At 69.9% G+C, this 16,505-nt stretch carries 16 protein-coding genes; 7 read left to right on the top strand and 9 right to left on the bottom strand.

The window, feature by feature from the left end; translation table 11 throughout:
* Positions 1 to 131: 131 nt before the first annotated feature.
* The 4 genes from echA20 to OCS65_RS25130 are packed head-to-tail and all read left to right on the top strand — an operon-like array spanning position 132 to position 3,664.
* The gene (gene echA20, locus OCS65_RS25115) at positions 132 to 893 is read left to right on the top strand and encodes a (7aS)-7a-methyl-1,5-dioxo-2,3,5,6,7,7a-hexahydro-1H-indene-carboxyl-CoA hydrolase (RefSeq protein WP_065923051.1); all 762 of its coding nucleotides are present in this window, start codon (positions 132 to 134) and stop codon (positions 891 to 893) included.
* A 19-nt stretch (positions 894 to 912) separates the two neighbouring features.
* Positions 913 to 1,794, top strand: coding sequence for a cholesterol ring-cleaving hydrolase subunit IpdA (gene ipdA / locus OCS65_RS25120; RefSeq protein ID WP_185713882.1), 882 nt, complete (start codon positions 913 to 915; stop codon positions 1,792 to 1,794).
* Entirely contained in the window at positions 1,791 to 2,567 is a 777-nt protein-coding gene (gene ipdB, locus OCS65_RS25125; protein ID WP_006937804.1) for a cholesterol ring-cleaving hydrolase subunit IpdB, read from the top strand. Before ipdA ends, ipdB begins: the two co-directional genes overlap by 4 nt.
* Positions 2,564 to 3,664: an NAD(P)H-dependent flavin oxidoreductase gene (locus OCS65_RS25130; RefSeq protein WP_006937803.1), complete on the top strand. Its 1,101-nt coding sequence runs from the start codon at positions 2,564 to 2,566 to the stop codon at positions 3,662 to 3,664. The genes ipdB and OCS65_RS25130 overlap by 4 nt, the downstream gene beginning before the upstream one ends.
* On the opposite strand, the gene OCS65_RS25135 is transcribed toward OCS65_RS25130, so the two are convergent.
* From OCS65_RS25135 to OCS65_RS25145, 3 genes are all read right to left on the bottom strand, one after another.
* Positions 3,625 to 4,440 (bottom strand): NAD(P)H-binding protein, encoded by an 816-nt coding sequence (locus OCS65_RS25135; protein WP_065923053.1) that lies wholly within the window; start codon positions 4,438 to 4,440, stop codon positions 3,625 to 3,627. The two genes, OCS65_RS25130 and OCS65_RS25135, sit on opposite strands and share 40 nt — an antisense overlap.
* Positions 4,441 to 4,546: 106 nt before the next feature.
* Positions 4,547 to 5,491, bottom strand: coding sequence for an alpha/beta hydrolase (locus OCS65_RS25140; protein ID WP_029540987.1), 945 nt, complete (start codon positions 5,489 to 5,491; stop codon positions 4,547 to 4,549).
* Between the two features lie 31 nt (positions 5,492 to 5,522).
* Positions 5,523 to 7,172, bottom strand: coding sequence for a flavin-containing monooxygenase (locus OCS65_RS25145; protein WP_006937797.1), 1,650 nt, complete (start codon positions 7,170 to 7,172; stop codon positions 5,523 to 5,525).
* Between the two features lie 180 nt (positions 7,173 to 7,352).
* Between OCS65_RS25145 and OCS65_RS25150 the strand changes: the two genes are divergently transcribed.
* A complete protein-coding gene (locus OCS65_RS25150) occupies positions 7,353 to 9,686 on the top strand; it encodes an ATP-binding protein (RefSeq protein ID WP_231772016.1) in 2,334 nt (777 codons plus the stop codon).
* A gap of 32 nt (positions 9,687 to 9,718) precedes the next feature.
* Here the strand turns inward: OCS65_RS25150 and OCS65_RS25155 are convergent, their stop codons facing one another.
* Positions 9,719 to 9,988 carry a DUF2277 family protein gene (locus tag OCS65_RS25155; RefSeq protein WP_006937792.1) on the bottom strand — a complete coding sequence of 90 codons (270 nt, stop codon included), beginning with the start codon at positions 9,986 to 9,988 and terminating at the stop codon, positions 9,719 to 9,721.
* A gap of 22 nt (positions 9,989 to 10,010) precedes the next feature.
* Complete coding sequence (locus OCS65_RS25160; protein WP_029540975.1) at positions 10,011 to 10,595, bottom strand: TetR/AcrR family transcriptional regulator; 585 nt, start codon at positions 10,593 to 10,595, stop codon at positions 10,011 to 10,013.
* 88 nt (positions 10,596 to 10,683) lie between these two features.
* Between OCS65_RS25160 and OCS65_RS25165 the strand changes: the two genes are divergently transcribed.
* Both OCS65_RS25165 and OCS65_RS25170 read left to right on the top strand, forming a co-directional pair.
* Positions 10,684 to 12,081, top strand: coding sequence for a cytochrome P450 (locus tag OCS65_RS25165; protein WP_006937788.1), 1,398 nt, complete (start codon positions 10,684 to 10,686; stop codon positions 12,079 to 12,081).
* A 68-nt stretch (positions 12,082 to 12,149) separates the two neighbouring features.
* Positions 12,150 to 12,554, top strand: a complete 405-nt coding sequence (locus OCS65_RS25170; protein ID WP_065923055.1) for a hypothetical protein — start codon at positions 12,150 to 12,152, stop codon at positions 12,552 to 12,554.
* A gap of 66 nt (positions 12,555 to 12,620) precedes the next feature.
* On the opposite strand, the gene OCS65_RS25175 is transcribed toward OCS65_RS25170, so the two are convergent.
* The 4 genes from OCS65_RS25175 to OCS65_RS25190 form a co-directional block, all read right to left on the bottom strand.
* Positions 12,621 to 13,769, bottom strand: coding sequence for an acetyl-CoA C-acetyltransferase (locus tag OCS65_RS25175; protein WP_006937784.1), 1,149 nt, complete (start codon positions 13,767 to 13,769; stop codon positions 12,621 to 12,623).
* A 34-nt stretch (positions 13,770 to 13,803) separates the two neighbouring features.
* Entirely contained in the window at positions 13,804 to 14,406 is a 603-nt protein-coding gene (locus OCS65_RS25180) for a TetR/AcrR family transcriptional regulator (protein WP_043797511.1), read from the bottom strand.
* A 65-nt stretch (positions 14,407 to 14,471) separates the two neighbouring features.
* Positions 14,472 to 15,272 (bottom strand): SDR family oxidoreductase, encoded by an 801-nt coding sequence (locus tag OCS65_RS25185; RefSeq protein ID WP_006937781.1) that lies wholly within the window; start codon positions 15,270 to 15,272, stop codon positions 14,472 to 14,474.
* The gene (locus OCS65_RS25190) at positions 15,269 to 16,492 is read right to left on the bottom strand and encodes an acyl-CoA dehydrogenase family protein (RefSeq protein WP_006937778.1); all 1,224 of its coding nucleotides are present in this window, start codon (positions 16,490 to 16,492) and stop codon (positions 15,269 to 15,271) included. Before OCS65_RS25190 ends, OCS65_RS25185 begins: the two co-directional genes overlap by 4 nt.
* Positions 16,493 to 16,505: the final 13 nt, after the last annotated feature.

The following is a 16,505-nucleotide window of genomic DNA, read 5'->3' on the forward strand; positions in this document are numbered from 1 at the left end:
GATGTCGTTGTCGGGGAATCCGGGCGACATACTCGCCCCGCCTCCACGATTCCGCTCCCTGGGGTCTGCGCCCCGCATGTGCTAACTTACCAAGCAATCGCTTGGTTCGGTACAGACGTTAGGAACCTGCCATGGGCATCACCTCGACCACCGACGGCGCGGGCATCACCACGGTCACCGTCGACTACCCGCCTGTGAACGCCATCCCCTCCCAGGGCTGGTTCGAACTGGCCGACGCGGTCCTCACCGCGGGCAAGGATCCGGCCACGCACGTGGTGATCCTGCGCGCGGAGGGCCGCGGCTTCAATGCCGGCGTCGACATCAAGGAGATGCAGGCCACCGACGGCCACGGCGCCCTCATCGCCGCCAACCGGGGCTGCGCCGCCGCCTTCGGCGCCGTCTACGACTGCGCCGTCCCCGTCGTGGTCGCCGTGAACGGCTTCTGCGTCGGCGGCGGCATCGGCCTGGTCGGCAACGCCGACGTCATCGTCGCCTCCGACGACGCCGTCTTCGGCCTGCCCGAGGTGGATCGCGGCGCTCTCGGCGCCGCCACGCACCTGGCCCGGCTGGTGCCGCAGCACATGATGCGCACCCTCTACTACACGGCGCAGAACGTCACGGCCCAGCAGCTCGAGCACTTCGGCTCGGTGTACAAGGTCGTCCCGCGCGCCGACCTCGACGCCACCGCCCGCGAGATCGCCGAGAAGATCGCGGCGAAGGACACCCGCGTCATCCGGTGCGCCAAGGAAGCCATCAACGGCATCGACCCGGTGAACGTGAAGGAAAGCTACCGCTTCGAGCAGGGCTTCACCTTCGAACTCAACCTCGCCGGCATCGCGGACGAGCACCGCGACGAGTTCGTCGCCACCGGCAAACCGCGCGCCAACCACTGACCAGGAGACGAGAAACACCATGCGTGACAAGAGGATGTCGCTCGACGACGTGGTCGGCGAGCTGCGCAGCGGCATGACGATCGGCATCGGCGGCTGGGGGTCGCGGCGCAAGCCGATGGCGCTCGTCCGCGCGATCCTGCGCTCGGACGTGAAGGACCTGACCGTCGTGACCTACGGCGGCCCGGACCTGGGGCTGCTGTGCTCGGCCGGGAAGGTGAAGAAGGCGTACTACGGGTTCGTCTCCCTCGACTCGGCCCCCTTCTACGACCCGTGGTTCGCCAAGGCGCGCACGAACGGGGAGATCGTCGCGCGGGAGATGGACGAGGGCATGGTCAAGTGCGGCCTCGAGGCGGCCGCCGCCCGGTTGCCGTTCCTGCCGATCCGGGCGGGACTCGGTTCCGCCGTCCCGGACTTCTGGGAGGGTGAATTGCGGACCGTCACCTCCCCGTACCCCGACGCGTCCGGCACGCCCGAGACACTGATCGCGATGCCGGCACTGAATCTCGATGCCGCCCTGGTACATCTGAACATCGGCGACGCGCACGGCAACGCCGCCTACACCGGCGTCGACCCCTACTTCGACGACCTGTACTGCCTGGCGGCGGAGAAGCGGTACGTCTCGGTCGAGCGCATCGTCGAGACCGAGGAACTCGTCAAGTCCGTTCCGCTGCAGTCGATCATCCTCAACCGCCTGATGGTCGACGGGGTCGTGGAGGCACCGGACGGCGCCCACTTCACCCTCGCCGGCGACAGCTACGGCCGCGACGAGAAATTCCAGCGCCACTACGCCGAGGCCGCGAAGGACCCGCAGACCTGGCAGGCGTTCGTCGACCGGTTCCTCTCCGGCAGCGAGGACGACTACCGAGCCGCCGTCAAGACTTTCACCGAGGAGCAGGCATGACCGACACGACCACCCCGGCGACGACGGGCACGGTGACCCGGGCCGAGTACTGCGCCATCGCATGCGCCGAGATCTTCGCCGGGGCAGGCGAAATCATGGCCAGCCCGATGGCGACGCTGCCGCTGATCGGCGCCCGCCTCGCCCGGCTGACCACCGAACCGGACCTGCTCATCACCGACGGGGAGGCGCTGATCCTCGCGGACACTCCCGCACTCGGAGCGAAGGGCCCGATCGAGGGCTGGATGCCGTTCCGCAAGGTGTTCGACGTCGTCGCCTCCGGCCGCCGCCACGTGGTGATGGGCGCCAACCAGATCGACCGGCACGGCAACCAGAATCTCTCCGCGTTCGGCCCGCTGCAGCACCCCACCCGGCAGATGTTCGGCGTGCGGGGCGCCCCCGGCAACACCATCAACCACCCGACGAGCTACTGGGTCGGCAAGCACAACACGCGCGCGTTCTGCGACAAGGTCGACATCGTCTCGGGCGTCGGCTACGACAGGGTGGACCCGGCCAACCCGGCCTTCAAGTACCTGCACCTGCACCGGGTGGTCACCAATCTCGGGTCGTTCGACTTCGGCGGTCCCGGCCACACGATGCGGGCACTGGCCCTGCACCCGGGGGTCACGGCGGAGCAGGTCGCGGAGAACACCTCCTTCGAGGTGGCCGGCCTCGACGAGGCGGGCGTGACCCGCGAGCCCACCGCCGAGGAGCTGCGCCTGATCCGCGAGGTCCTCGATCCGCGCGGCCTGCGGGATCGAGAGGTGGCGGTATGAGCCCGCGCCTGACGACGGCACTGACCGACCTCGTCGGCATCGAGCACCCGATCGTCCAGACGGGGATGGGCTGGGTGTCCGGCCCGCGCCTGACCGCGGCGACCTCCAACGCGGGCGGTCTCGGCATCCTGGCCTCGGCGACGATGACGTACGAGGAACTCGAGGCCGCCGTCGCGAAGACGAAGGCGGCGACGGACAAGCCCTTCGGCGTGAACATCCGGGCCGACGCGTCGGACGCCGCCCAGCGCATCGACCTGCTCATCCGTGAGAACGTCAAGGTCGCGTCCTTCGCCCTCGCGCCCAGGAAGGAACTGATCGCCAAGCTCAAGGACCACGGCATCGTGGTGATCCCGTCCATCGGCGCCGCGAAGCACGCGGTGAAGGTCGCCTCGTGGGGGGCCGACGCGGTGATCGTGCAAGGCGGCGAGGGCGGTGGGCACACCGGGCCGGTGGCCACGACGCTGCTGCTGCCGAGCGTGCTCGACGCCGTCGACATCCCGGTCGTCGCGGCCGGCGGATTCTTCGACGGGCGCGGGCTCGCCGCGGCGCTCGCCTACGGGGCGGCCGGCGTCGCCATGGGCACCCGGTTCCTGCTCACCAGCGACAGCGCCGTGCCCGACTCGGTGAAGCAGGAGTACCTGAGGCGGGGCCTGCAGGACACCACGGTCTCCCTCAAGGTCGACGGCATGCCGCACCGTGTGCTCAACACCGACCTCGTCGACAGCCTCGAGCGCGGCAGCTACGCGAAAGGCCTGGTCGCCGCCGCGAGGAACGCGGCGAAGTTCAAGGCCATGACCGGGATGAAGTGGTCGACGCTCGTCAAGGACGGCATCGCGATGAAGCGGGCGAGCGACCGCACGTGGCAGCAGATCATCATGGCGGCCAACACCCCCATGCTGCTCAAGGCCGGGCTCGTGGAGGGCAACACCGACGCCGGTGTGCTGGCCTCCGGGCAGGTCGTCGGCATGCTCGACGACCTGCCGAGCTGCCGGGAGCTGATCGACCGGATCGTCGCCGAGGCCGTGGAGCGGATCGACGCAGTGGCCGCGCTGCGCGGTCAGGCCCAGGCCCCGCGTTCCGCCGCGGCGCGCACGTAGGTCTCGAAGGACACGGGCGGCCGGCCCGCCACCTCGGCGACAACGTCGTTCGGGGTCGCGTCGCCGGTCGCCCGCAGGGCCTCGAATGCCTCGATCTCGGCGAGCACCTGCGCCCGGTCCAGGCCGAGGCCGGTCATCGTCTCGAGGTAGGCGTCCGGCTCACCGCGGTAACGGACCTTGCGCCCCGATGCGCAGGCGATCACGGCCGCGGCCTCGCCGAACGACAGCGCGTCCGGCCCGCTCAGCTCGTAGGTCCGGCCGGCGTGGCCGTCCCCGGTGAGCGCGGCGACGGCGACGGCGGCGATGTCCCCGGCGTCGTTGAACGCCTGACGCATGTCACCCAGGGGCAGGACGATCTCGCCCGCGAGCACGGCAGCGCGCAGGAAACCCTCGTCGAAGTTCTGGTCGAACCAGTCGGGGCGCACCACGGTCCACTCCGCGCCGGACGACGTGACGGCACGCTCGGCGGCCAGCAGCCGCTCATCGCCCATCACGTCGACCGCCTTGCTCGACAGCAGGACGAACCGCGAAACCCCCTCGGCGACAGCCATATCGACGAATCCGTCCGCGACCGGCACGCCGTCGGGCGCCATGACGAACACCGCTCCGGCACCGGACACCGCGGGTTTCCAGGTGTGCGGATCGAACCAGTCGAACGGCACGTCGCCCGAGCGGGAGCCGGCACGGACCGCGTGCCCGCGTTCGCGCAACTGCCGGGTGACCCGTCGCCCGACGGTGCCCGTGGAACCGAGAACCAACACCGGTCGTTCGTCCATGCCGGCATCCTGACATCCGGCACCGACACGGTCACCGGGGCAGCCGACCGGTTCGCACGTCCATCGCGCCCGGCGGACGACATCACGTCCGCCGGGCGGTAGACCGTCAGGCCGCCGACGTGGGGGCGACGACGCTCTTGACGAAATCGGCGACGGCGGCGCGCAACTCGCGGCTGCGGGGAACCGCGCCGGACATCCAGTACACGCCGTGCACCAGCCCGTCGAATCGGACGGTACGGACGTCCACGCCCTCGGCGCGCAGCCGAGCGCCGTACTGTTCGGCCTCGTCGCGGGTGACCTCGTTCTCCGTCGTGAGGATGAGGGCCGGCGGGAGTCCGTCCACGCGGTCCGCCCGGGTGGGGACGGCATACGGGTTGTCGGCGTCCTCCGGTGCGGACAGGTACTGCTCCCAGAACCAGTCCAGGGCCGCGGCGGTGATGAGGTAGCCGTCGGCGTAGTCGATTCGGGACGGCAGCTGAGCGTTCGGGTCGATCACCGGGTAGATCAGCACCTGTCCGCGAAGGGCCGGCCCTCCCTGGTCTCGCGAGCGCAGCGCGGTGACGGCCGCCAGATTCCCCCCGGCGCTGTCGCCCATCACCACTATGTTGCCCGGGTCCCCGCCGTGCTCGGCGATGTGCGCGGCGACCCAGTTCAGCGCGGCCCAGGCGTCGTCGGCGGCCGCCGGAAACCGATGTTCGGGCGCCCGGCGGTAGGCGGCGGTCACGACGACCGTTCCCGTCTCGTTCGCGAGTGCCCGGGCGGGTTCGTCGACCACCTCGAGATCACCGGCGACGAACCCACCGCCGTGGAAGTAGAGCACCACCGGGCGCGGACCGGTCCCTTCGGGAAGGTGGATCCGGAGCGGAAGCTCGGTGGTGTCGCTGACATAGTGGAGGTCTTCGATCCGGGCGACCGGTTCGGACGGGGCCTGCAAGCCGGTGAACGTCGACACGACCGCGCGGGCTTCGTCGACGGACATGTTCTCGAACGATTTCAGTCCTTGCGCCTGCAGTCCCGCGAGCAGTTGCTCGACGTGGTGGTCGAGTGCCATGGCATTTCCTTCCGGGGAATGGACGGTGGGGTCAGGAGACGGCGGTCGCGACCACCGCGCGCGAACTCGTCGTGTCGAAGCCGGTGTAGCCGCCGGCGACGACCTCGGCGCAGGTCTGCCGGTAGGTCGGGGCACCGCCGAGGTAGACCATGCAGGCCCTCGGCTTGCCGGGGATGTTGGCGCCCATGTACCAGGAGTTCGTCTGCGGCAGGAGGGTTTGCCCGGCGATCTCGTTGGTCAGGTGCAGCCAGTCGGTCTCGGCCTGCGCGGTCGGCTCGATCACGTCGAGGTCGTGTGCGCGCAGATAGTCGATCGCGTCGGTGGCGAAGTCGACGTGGTCCTCGATGGCCAGCGGCATGTTGTAGAGCACCGACGGCGACTGCGGCCCGGTGATGGTGAACAGGTTCGGGAACCCGTGGATCATGATGCCGAGGTATGTCCGCGGCCCGTGGGCCCATTTCTCGGCCAGCGTCTGTCCGCCGCGGCCGCGGATGTCCATCGCCAGCAGCGGCCCGGTCATGGCGTCGAAGCCGGTGGCCAGCACGACGGTGTCCACCTCGTACGTGCGCTCCCCCACCCGGACCCCGGTGGCGGTGATCTCGTCGATCGGAGTGTCCTTCACATCGACGATGTGCACGCTCTCGCGGTTGTAGGCCTCGTAGTAGTTCGTCTCGAGCGGGGGACGCTTGGTGCCGTAGGCGTAGCCCTCGGGTGCGAGCTTGTCGGCCTTGGCCGGGTCCTGCACCCGCTCGCGGATGCGTTCGCGGATGTACTCGGCGATGGTGTCGTTGGCCTTCTTGTCGAACAGGATGTCCTGGAAGCTGTCGATGAACAGCCGGAACCCGCCGGCGTTCCAGCGCTCGTCGAACACCCGGCGGCGCTCCTGCGCGTCGACGGCCAAAGCCGAGGGCTGGACCTGGTCGAACGGGACGCCGAGGAAGTGGTTGCGGGCTGCGTCGCGCAGACTCCGGTAGTTCTGCTTGGCCTCGGTCTCCACCTCCGGGTCGAGCGGCCCGTTGCCCAGCGGGGTGGCGAAGTTGGGGGTGCGCTGGAAGACGATCAGCTCCGCCGCCTCCTCGGCGATCAGGGGGATCGCCTGGATGCCGCTCGCACCGGCGCCGATGACCGCGACACGCTTGCCTGCGAAGTCCACGCCCTCGTGCGGCCAGTTGCCGGTGAGCAGGACCTCGCCGCGGAAGTTCTCGATGCCGCCGAACTCGGGAGTCTTGGGGACCGAGAGGTTGCCGGCGCCGGAGATGAAGTACCGGCTGCGCACGCTGCGGCCGTCATCGGTGTGCACCGTCCACATCGAGTTCTCGTCGTCCCAGTGCACCCCGATCACCCGGGTGTCGAAGGTGATCCCCCTGCGTAGGTCGAAGCGGTCGGCGACGTGCTCGAGGTACCGCAGGATCTCCGGCTGGCCGGCGAACTTCTCGCTCCACCGCCACTCCTGCTGCAGCTCTTCGTCGAAGGAGTACGAGTAGTGGATGCTCTCGATGTCGCAGCGAGCGCCCGGGTAGCGGTTCCAGTACCAGGTGCCGCCCACGTCGGCGCCGGCCTCGAACACCCGCACCGCCAGGTTCATCGTGTCGCGCAGCTTGTGCAGGGCGTACAGGCCGGCGAAGCCGGCTCCCACGACGACGACGTCGACGTCGGGAGCGGAGAAATCGGTTTCGGTCATGGTGCGGGCTCCTCACGATCAATGGGGTTCGGCCCCGTCCGGGGCGCTTCGATGCCTGACCACGACAATGACCCGCGTCACCTCACCCCCACGCGGGGGAAATCACCCCTTTCGATACCTGTGTTGGGCGTCACACCGCATTCGGGTATGTTCTGACCACTATCTCTGGGAAGCGTGAAGATGGAGTCCCCCCTGCCCCGCACCAAAGGGCTGACGCCCTCGCTGACCAGTTTCGTCGGCCGTCGCCGGGAGATCGACGAGGCTCGGGCCCGCCTGCAACAGGCCCGGCTCCTGTCGTTGCTCGGTCCGGGCGGGGTCGGCAAGACTCGGCTGGCGGAGGAGATCGCCCTCCGCTCCGCCCGCGCCTTCCGCGACGCCTTCTGCTGGATCGACCTCGCCGTGGTCCGCGATCCCGAGGCGCTCCCGTCGGCTGCGGCCGCGGCGCTCGGCGTCACCGACCAGTCCACCCGTCCCGTGCGGGACAAGATCCTCGATCACCTGCGGGACCGCCACATGCTGATCGTGGTCGACAACTGTGAGCACCTGCTCGACGCGGCGGCCGCGTTCGTCACCACGGTCCTCACCGGCGCACCCGAGGTGCGCGTTCTGGCGACGAGCCGGGAGCCGCTCGGCGTCGGCGGCGAATTCACCTACGTGCTGCCGCCGCTGAGCACCCCGACGGAATCGACCGGCAACCGCGCCGCCGACCTGGCCCTGTTCGAATCGGTCACGCTTCTCGTCGAGCGCACCCAGAGTGTGGTCGCCGAATTCCGGATGACCGACGCCAACGCCGACGCCGTCGCCCAGCTGTGCATCCAGCTCGACGGCATCCCCCTGGCCATCGAACTCGCCGCAACCCGGTTGCGGACCCTGTCCCCCGCCCAGCTCGTCGAACGGCTCGACCGGCGCTTCGCCCTGCTCACCGGCGGCAACCGCGCGGCCGTGCCCCGGCAGCAGACGCTCCGGGCGCTGATCGACTGGAGCTACGAACTGTGCTCCGCGCCGGAGCGCACGCTGTGGGCGCGGCTGTCGGTCTTTCCCGGCAGCTTCGATCTCGAAGCCGCCGAGTCGATCTGCGGGGACGAAGACCTTCCCCCGGAACAGGTGATGGATCTGCTCGACGGTTTGGTGTCGAAATCGCTTGTCACGGTCGATCGTTCCGCAGAGGCCTTCCGCTACTCGCAGCTGATGACCGTGCGCGAGTACGGGCACGAGCTGCTCGACGCCGGTGGACGAATGAACGATCTGTACCGGCGGCACCGAGACCACTACCTCGAGCGGGCGCAACGTCACGCGGCGGACTGGTACGGGCCGAGACAATCGGAACTGTTGTCGCGGTGGCGGATCGACCATCCGAACTTCATGGCCGCGCTCGACTGGTCGCTACGGGACGACAGCGACCTGTCGGCCGCGGCCGCCCTCGCCGTGGCGCTGCGGTATCACTGGATCGCGGGAGGCAACCTCTCCCACGGCCGCACCCGGCTCGAGCGGCTTCTGCAACGGCTGCCCCGGTCCACTCGCGACCGGGGCCACGTCCTGTGGGTGACCGCGTGGACGGCCCTGATCCAGGGGGACCGGGAGGGAGCCGCACTTCATCTTGCCGAATGCGGATCCATCGCAGCCGAACTGGAAGATGCCGAGTTGCAGGCGCACCACGACCACTGGGCCGCCCTGCACGCCTTGTTCTGCGGACGAACCACCGACGCGATCGATCTCTACGACGCGGCGATCGCCGTTCATCGCACCCGAGGCGATCGCGCAGCAACCCTCACCGCCTTGTTCCAGCTGGCCATGGCCCAGACCTACGACGGCCGGCTCGACGACGCACTCGCCACGTGTGCACACGTGATCCACGTGGCGGACGAACACGGCGAGCAGTGGAACAAGGCGTACGCCCTGTGGGTTTCGAGCCTGGCCTACTTCCACCTCGGCCGGATCGACGACGCCGTCGACGCCGCGGAACAGGCCCTGCACATCCAGCGCGACTTCAAGGACAAGATCTGCACCGCCCTGTCGATCGAACTTCTCGCCTGGGCGGCGGAAGCCGTCGGTCACACCGAGCGGTCTGCCGCGCTCTTCGGCGCGGCCAAGGCCGTGTGGCAGCGACTCGGCACTTCCGTCGCCGCCTTCGGTCCCCATATCACGGGCGATTCGGCGCACTGGGAACAGCGGGTCCGACAGTCGCTCGGAACGAAGAAGTACGCGCGCCTGTCGACACCGCCGGCACACCTGACCATCGAGCAGGCTGTCGACACGGCTCTCGGGACGCCTGCGGGCGGATCGGCGACCGCGTCACCCACCGCTTCCCCGTTGACCCGCAGGGAAGAGGAGGTGGCCGAACTCGTCGCCCGGGGCCTCAGCAACCGGGAGATCGCGGATCAGCTCGTGATCTCGCACCGGACGGTCGACGGGCACGTCGAACACATCCTGGACAAACTGGGCGTCGGATCCCGCACCCAGGTGGTCGCCTGGGTGCACGCCCGCGCCGCGGGAACGGCACACGGGCCCGGCTGACAGCCGCCGCGGGATTCGGGGTGCGACGTCGTTCAGCCGCGCGCCGCGATCCGTGCCTGCACCTCCGGCCGGCGCAGCGGCGGCACCGTCGGCGGCGGCTGCCGGCGCGGCGGGAGCCGGTCGAGCAGTCGCATGGTGACGGCAGTGACCTCGGCGACGGCCTCCTCGAACGGTTCGCGGGTGGCGTCGGACAGTTTGTGGACGCCGCTGACCTTGCGCACGTACTGGCGGGCGGCGGCCTCGATCTCCTCGGCGGTCGCTGCCGGCTCGAGCCCGCGCAGCTCCGTGATGTTCCGGCACATGGACCGAGGGTAACCCGGGTCCTCAGCCGAGGCGACCGCCGAGCATGCCGCGCAGCGCATTCAGGCAGAGCTCCCGCAGCTGCGTCCCGGTGACCGTGGGGTGATCGTGCCAGTCGACGCACACGCTGCGCACGAGGGCGATCCATCCCTGCACGGCCACCGCGACGAGTTCGCGTTCGTCGTCGGGCGGGGCGAGCGCGTCGAGGATGCGTTCCTGCTGAACGCCGAGTTCGGCGTCGACGATCGCGCGGATACCGGCGTCGGCGGAGTCCGCGGCCCGGTTGACCGCCGCGACGCCCTGCCGGTGCGACGCGACGTAGTCGAGGTAGGCGTCGAGGCCCGCGATGATCCGCTCGGCGACGGTGAGCTGCGGATCCGGTTCGGTGACGGCGAGCAGCCGGTCGGACTCGCGCTGGACGACCGCCGCCATGAAGTCTCGTTTGGTCGGAAAGTAGTGGTACATCAGGCCGCGCGAGACCCCGGCGAGTTCGGCGACCTCCTCGATCCACACGTCCTCGTAGGCGCGCTCGGCGAACAGGCGCGCGCCGATGTCGAGCAGCTGCGCGCGGCGCTGCTCGGGATCGAGTCGTCGGCGGGATCGGGCCACGGACTCAATCTAGTTCTTGACACCCGTCCGTCCCGGCGTAGCGTGATTACTGTACACGGATTCAATAACTGGGGGTCGGAGCATGGCCATGGCCACGTCACGGGTGTTCGACACGGAAATTCCGCGCCCGCCGAAACGTCTCCCCCTCGTCGGCGACGTCCTGGGCATGTCGCTCGAGACCCCGGTGCAGAACTCGATGGCAATCCACAAGGCCCTCGGCCCGGTGTTCGAGCGCACGGCCTTCGGCCGCCGCTTCGTGTTCGTCTGCTCCGGCGAGCTCACGGCCGAGCTGTCCGACGAGAAACGCTTCGCCAAGCACCTCGCGCCGGGTGTGGAGGCCCTGCGCGCGATCGGCGGCGACGGGCTGTTCACCGCCTTCAACGAGGAACCGAACTGGCGCCGCGCGCACGAGCTGCTGATGCCCGCGTTCACCCAGCAGGCGATGCGCCGGTACCACGCCACGATGCTCGACGTCACCGCCCAGCTCGTCGCACACTGGGACCGTACGGCGCGCAGCGGCGGCGACGTGGACATCGCCGCGGACATGACGAAGCTGACGCTGGAGACCATCGGCCGCAGCGGCTTCAGCTACTCGTTCGAGCCGTTCGAGCGTGCGGCGCGGCACCCGTTCGTCGAGGCGATGGTCGGCGGACTCTCGTTCTCGCAGCGCAGCATGCTGCGCACGGTGCCGGTCGTCGGGCGCTTCCTCTTCCCCGCCGCCAAGCGGCAGTACGACCTCGACCGGGCGCACATGCGCGACGTCGTCGACGCGGTGATCCACAGCAGGCGCGACGCCCCCGGCCCCGCCCCCGACGACCTGCTCGAGCTGATGCTGCGGGCGGCACGGGAGGACGATCCCAACAAGCTCGACGAGATCAACATCCGCAACCAGGTGCTCACCTTCCTCGTCGCCGGTCACGAAACAACTTCGGGCGCATTGTCGTTCGCTCTCTACTACCTGATGCGCGACCCACAGGCCTACGCGCGGGCGCGGGCGGAGGTCGAGGAGATCTGGGGCGACGGCGAGCCCGCATTCGAGCAGATCGCCAAGCTGCGCTACGTCCGCCGGGTGCTCGACGAGGCGCTGCGCCTGTGGCCGACCGCGCCCGCGTACGCGCGGGAGGCGAGGGTGGACACCACCCTCGCCGGCCGATACCGGATGCGTGCCGGCGACTGGGTGCTCGTGCTGCTGCCCGCGGTGCACCGCGACCCGGCGGTCTGGGGCGACGACGCCGACGAGTTCGACCCCGACCGCTTCCTGCCCGAACGGGTCCGGGCCCGGCCCGCGCACGTGTACAAACCGTTCGGCACCGGCGAACGCGCTTGCATAGGAAGACAGTTCGCGCTGCACGAGGCCACGCTCGTGCTGGGAACCCTGTTGCGCCGCTACGACCTGGCGATGGACCCCGCCTATCGGCTGAAGGTGGCCGAACGGCTCACCCTCATGCCGGAGGGACTACACGCCCGGGTGTCCTTGCGGTCCTGAGCCGGCGCCCACCCGTGTCGTAGGCTGAGCCGGGCGGGTGGGAGAGGCCCGCACGGGAGGGAGAAACCATGAGATTCGGTTCCGCAGGCGTCACGGCGGCGGCGCTGTCCACGATCGTTGCGGCCCTGGCCGTCCCGGCGACGGCGCAGGCGGGGCCCACCGCCGACGTCGTCGCGGGCCGGGAGCGGGTGAAGGTGACGGTGCACGGTGTGCCCGTCCATCCGGAGAGCTGCCGTGTCGATCCCGATGCGGACGGCCACACCCGCAGCCTGCCCGTCGAACCGTCCGGTTCGATGGTCGCCCACGGCGTCGCACCCGGACCGCGGCGCGTGCTCGTCTGGTGCCCGGACGGGGGCATCGTCCACGAGCAGATCGTCCACGTCCTGCCCGCCGATCCGCTCGCCGACCTCGCCGACCACGCGTTCCGCACCGCCGGCAGCAGCGACCGGGTCACCGATCCGACCCTGCGCTGACGCGCCGGTGTGTCTCTTGGGCTGCCCTGACAGCCCAAGGGACACACCGGCGGCGCAGCCGCCTGTCTACACCCGCTCGATGATCGTCACGTTGGCGGTGCCGCCGCCCTCGCAGATCGTCAGCAGGCCGTAGCGACCCTCGCGGCGCTCGAGCTCGTTCAGCAGAGTCGCCATCAGCTTGGTGCCGGTGGCGCCGAGCGGGTGGCCCAGCGCGATGGCGCCGCCGTTGACGTTGACCTTGGCCGGGTCGGCGCCGATCTCCTTGATCCAGGCCAGCACGACGGGGGCGAAGGCCTCGTTGATCTCGATCAGGTCGATGTCGTCGATGCTCAGGCCGGTCTTCTCCAACGCATGCTGCGTCGCCGGGATGGGCGCGCTGAGCATGAAGATCGGGTCGTCGCCGCGGGCACTGAGGTGGTGGATCCGGGCGCGGGGCTTCAGGCCGTACTTGCGCACGGCCTCGTCGGAGGCGAGCAGCACCGCCGAGGCACCGTCGGAGATCTGGCTGGCGACGGCGGCGGTGAGCCGGCCGCCCTCGACGAGCGTCGCGAGTGACGCCATCTTCTCGAGGCTCGTCTCGCGGGGTCCCTCGTCGACGGTGGCGTCGCCGAGCGGGACGATCTCGCCCTCGAACCGGCCCTCGGCGATGGCCGCCTTGGCCCGCTCATGGCTCTGCAACGCCCAGCGCTCGAGGTCCTCGCGGCTGAGATCCCACTTGTCTGCGATCATCTCGGCGCCGCGGAACTGCGAGACCTCCTGGTCGCCGTAGCGCTCGGTCCAGCCGGTCGAACCGCCGAACGGGGTGTCGAAGCCGTACTGCTGCCCGACGATCATGGCCGCGGAGATCGGGATCTGCGACATGTTCTGCACGCCGCCGGCGACGATGAGGTCGGCGGTGCCGGACAGGATGGCCTGCGCACCGAAGTGCAGGGCCTGCTGGCTCGACCCGCACTGCCGGTCGACGGTGACGCCGGGAACGTGCTGCGGGTAGCCGGCGGCGAGCCACGCGGTGCGGGCGATGTTGCCGGCCTGGCCACCGATGGCGTCGACGCAGCCGAAGACGACGTCGTCGACGTCGCTCGGGTCGATGCCGGTGCGGTCGACGATCGCCTTGATCACGTGCGCGCCCAGGTCGGCCGGGTGGACGGCGGACAGGCCGCCGTTCTTCTTGCCGATCGGGGTGCGTACCGCGTCGACGATGTATGCCTCGGTCATGAGGGACTCCTAGTCGGTTCCGGGGAAGGTCGGTTCAGGGGTTGGCAAGTCCGTCGAGCACGATGGACAGGTACTGCTGCGCCACCTTGTCGGCGGTGAGGGTGCCGCCGGGCCGGTACCAGCGCACGGCCACCCACACGGTGTCGCGCAGGAACCGGAAGACGAGTTCGACGTCGACGTCCGGCCGGAACGTGCCGTCGGCGATGCCGCGCTCGATCACCCCCACCCACAGGTCGCGGAATTCGGTGTTGAGGTCGGAGATGTAGGAGAACCGCTCGTTCTCCACGAGCCGCTTGGCCTCGTCCTGGTAGATCGCGACCGCGGCGTGCGACTTGTCGATCGATTCGTACGACGCGGTGATGAGCGCCTCGAGGGTGGCGCGGGAGTCCGCCCCCGAGGCGACGATCTCGCGGTAGCGGCCGAACAGGTCGTCGAGGAATCCCCGCAGGATCTCGTCGACCATCGACTCCTTGGAGTCGAAGTGATGATAGAGACTGCCCGACAGGATGCCCGCAGCGTCGGCGATGTCGCGCACGGTGGTGGCACGCACCCCGCGCGAGGCGAACAGCTGAGCGGCGATATCGAGCAACTCGGCGCGACGCCCGGACTTGGCAGCATCGTCTCTGGGAGGAGTCATGGAGGCATCCTTTCAGGCTGCCGTGCGCGGTTCCGGTGGCGGCGGCTACCGGAACCGCGCACGGGTCAGGCCCTCTGCGAGGAGATCGAGACGACCTCGCCGGTCAGGTACGTGGTGTAGTCGCTGGCGAGCATGGCGATGGTCGCGGCGATCTCCCAGACCTCCGCGGCCCGCCCGTACGCCTCGTCGGCGGCGAGCCGGTCGAGCAGGTCCTCGCTGGTGACCTTCGCGAGGAAGGCGTGCCGCGCGATCGACGGGGCGACGGCGTTGATCCGGACCCCGTACTCGGCGGCCTCGATCGCCGAGCAGCGGGTCAGCGCCATCACGCCGGCCTTGGCGGCCGCGTAGTGCGCCTGCGAGTGCTGCGCGCGCCAGCCGAGCACCGAGGCGTTGTTGACGAGAACGCCGCCGTGGCCGGCCGACCGGAAGTAGCGCAGCGCGGCGCGGGTGGCGCGGAAGGTGCTGGTGAGGGTGATGTCGAGGACACGGTCCCACTGTTCGTCGGTCATGTCGACCACCGGGGTCTCACCGCCGAGGCCGGCGTTGTTGACCAGCACGTCGATGCGCCCGAGCCGGTCGGCGGCGCCGGTGATCAGCGCGTCGACCTGCTCGGTGGAGGAGACGTCGCACACGAGAGCGTCGACCTGCTGCGACGGGAACTCGGCGGCGAGCTTGTCGACCGTCTCCCCGAGCCGACGCTCGTGGAAGTCCGAGACGAGCACGTCGCCGCCCTCGAGCAGGGCGCGACGGGCGGTCGCGAAACCGATGCCGGTGCCGGCGGCGGCGGTGACGACGACCTTCTTGCCGGCGAGCAGGCCGTGGCCCGGGGTCTCGACGGGCGGCGTGGCGAGGGGGGAAGTGGTCACGGACGGGCCTCTCGGGGAAGGCCGAGCACGCGCTCGGCGATGATGTTGCGCTGGACCTCGTTGGATCCGCCGTAGATGGTGTCGGCGCGGGTGAACAGGAACAGCCGTTGCCACTCGGCGAGCTCGAGATGCTCGGGATCCGAGAGCACCGACGGGTTGCCGGCATGGTCGTGCTCCGGCCCGACGAGCGAGGCCGGGCCCTGCACGTCCATCGCGAGCTTGCCGAGGTCGCGGTGCCAGTTGGCCCACAGCAGCTTTGCCACCGACGCCTGGCCGGGGTCGGCCTCGCCGAGGGTGCGCACGGCGTGGGCGCGCATCACGCGCAGGCCGATGCGGGCGCGCGCGATCCGCTCGCGAATGTGCGGATCCTCGGCGGCACCGTTGGATGCGGCGAGGTCGGCGACGCCCTGCAGCTCACGGGCGAAGCCGATCTGCTGGCCCAGGGTGGAGACGCCGCGCTCGAAGGTGAGCAGTCCCATCGCGACCTTCCACCCGTCGCCGGGGGCGCCGACGACGAGGTCGGCGTCGGTGACGGCGTCGTCGAAGAAGACCTCGTTGAACTCGGAGGTGCCGGTGAGCTGCTGGATGGGCCGGACCGTGACGCCCGGTTGATCGAGCGGCACGAGCAGGAAACTCAGGCCATGGTGCCGGGAAGAGCCGGGTTCGGTGCGGCAGACCACGAACGCCCACTGTGCGACGTGCGCGAGGGACGTCCACACCTTCTGGCCGTTGATGATCCACTTGCCGTCCTCGAGCCGGGCGGTGGTGGCGACGTTGGCCAGGTCGGAACCGGCGCCGGGCTCGGAGTAGCCCTGGGCCCACAGTTCGGTGACGTTCCGGATGCCGGGCAGGAAGCGGCGCTTCTGGTCCTCGGTACCGAAGGCGACGAGGGTGGGCCCGAGCAGTTCCTCGCCGAGGTGATTCACGCGGGCCGGCGCGTTCGCCTTCGCGTACTCCTCGTGGAAGATCACCTGCTGTTCGAGGGTGGCGCCGCGTCCGCCGTACTCGGCCGGCCAGCCGATGCAGGTCCATCCGGCGGCGGCGAGATGCCGGTCCCAGGCCAGGCGCTGCTCGAAGTACTCGTGCTCGCTGCCCGGGCCACCCTTGCCCTTCAGCTCGGCGAATTCGCCGGTCAGATTGTCCTCCAGCCACTGCCGGACGGTGGCGGCGAACGCGGCGTTGTCGAAACCCGTGTCGTCCAGTCTCTCGCTCTGATGCACGTCTGTACGATAA

The organism is Rhodococcus aetherivorans (genome assembly GCF_025722975.1).
Lineage (GTDB): Bacteria > Actinomycetota > Actinomycetes > Mycobacteriales > Mycobacteriaceae > Rhodococcus > Rhodococcus aetherivorans.

Bases quoted from the DNA above. Each gene is read 5' to 3' on its own strand.
- OCS65_RS25165 (WP_006937788.1), top strand. From the start codon at position 10,684: ATGGCCACGTCACGGGTGTTCGACACGGAAATTCCGCGCCCGCCGAAA.
- OCS65_RS25130 (WP_006937803.1), top strand. From the start codon at position 2,564: ATGAGCCCGCGCCTGACGACGGCACTGACCGACCTCGTCGGCATCGAG.
- OCS65_RS25135 (WP_065923053.1), bottom strand. From the start codon at position 4,440: ATGGACGAACGACCGGTGTTGGTTCTCGGTTCCACGGGCACCGTCGGG.
- OCS65_RS25180 (WP_043797511.1), bottom strand. From the start codon at position 14,406: ATGACTCCTCCCAGAGACGATGCTGCCAAGTCCGGGCGTCGCGCCGAG.
- OCS65_RS25140 (WP_029540987.1), bottom strand. From the start codon at position 5,491: ATGGCACTCGACCACCACGTCGAGCAACTGCTCGCGGGACTGCAGGCG.
- OCS65_RS25150 (WP_231772016.1), top strand. From the start codon at position 7,353: ATGGAGTCCCCCCTGCCCCGCACCAAAGGGCTGACGCCCTCGCTGACC.
- OCS65_RS25170 (WP_065923055.1), top strand. From the start codon at position 12,150: ATGAGATTCGGTTCCGCAGGCGTCACGGCGGCGGCGCTGTCCACGATC.
- OCS65_RS25155 (WP_006937792.1), bottom strand. From the start codon at position 9,988: ATGTGCCGGAACATCACGGAGCTGCGCGGGCTCGAGCCGGCAGCGACC.
- echA20 (WP_065923051.1), top strand. From the start codon at position 132: ATGGGCATCACCTCGACCACCGACGGCGCGGGCATCACCACGGTCACC.
- OCS65_RS25145 (WP_006937797.1), bottom strand. From the start codon at position 7,172: ATGACCGAAACCGATTTCTCCGCTCCCGACGTCGACGTCGTCGTCGTG.
- OCS65_RS25175 (WP_006937784.1), bottom strand. From the start codon at position 13,769: ATGACCGAGGCATACATCGTCGACGCGGTACGCACCCCGATCGGCAAG.
- ipdB (WP_006937804.1), top strand. From the start codon at position 1,791: ATGACCGACACGACCACCCCGGCGACGACGGGCACGGTGACCCGGGCC.
- ipdA (WP_185713882.1), top strand. From the start codon at position 913: ATGCGTGACAAGAGGATGTCGCTCGACGACGTGGTCGGCGAGCTGCGC.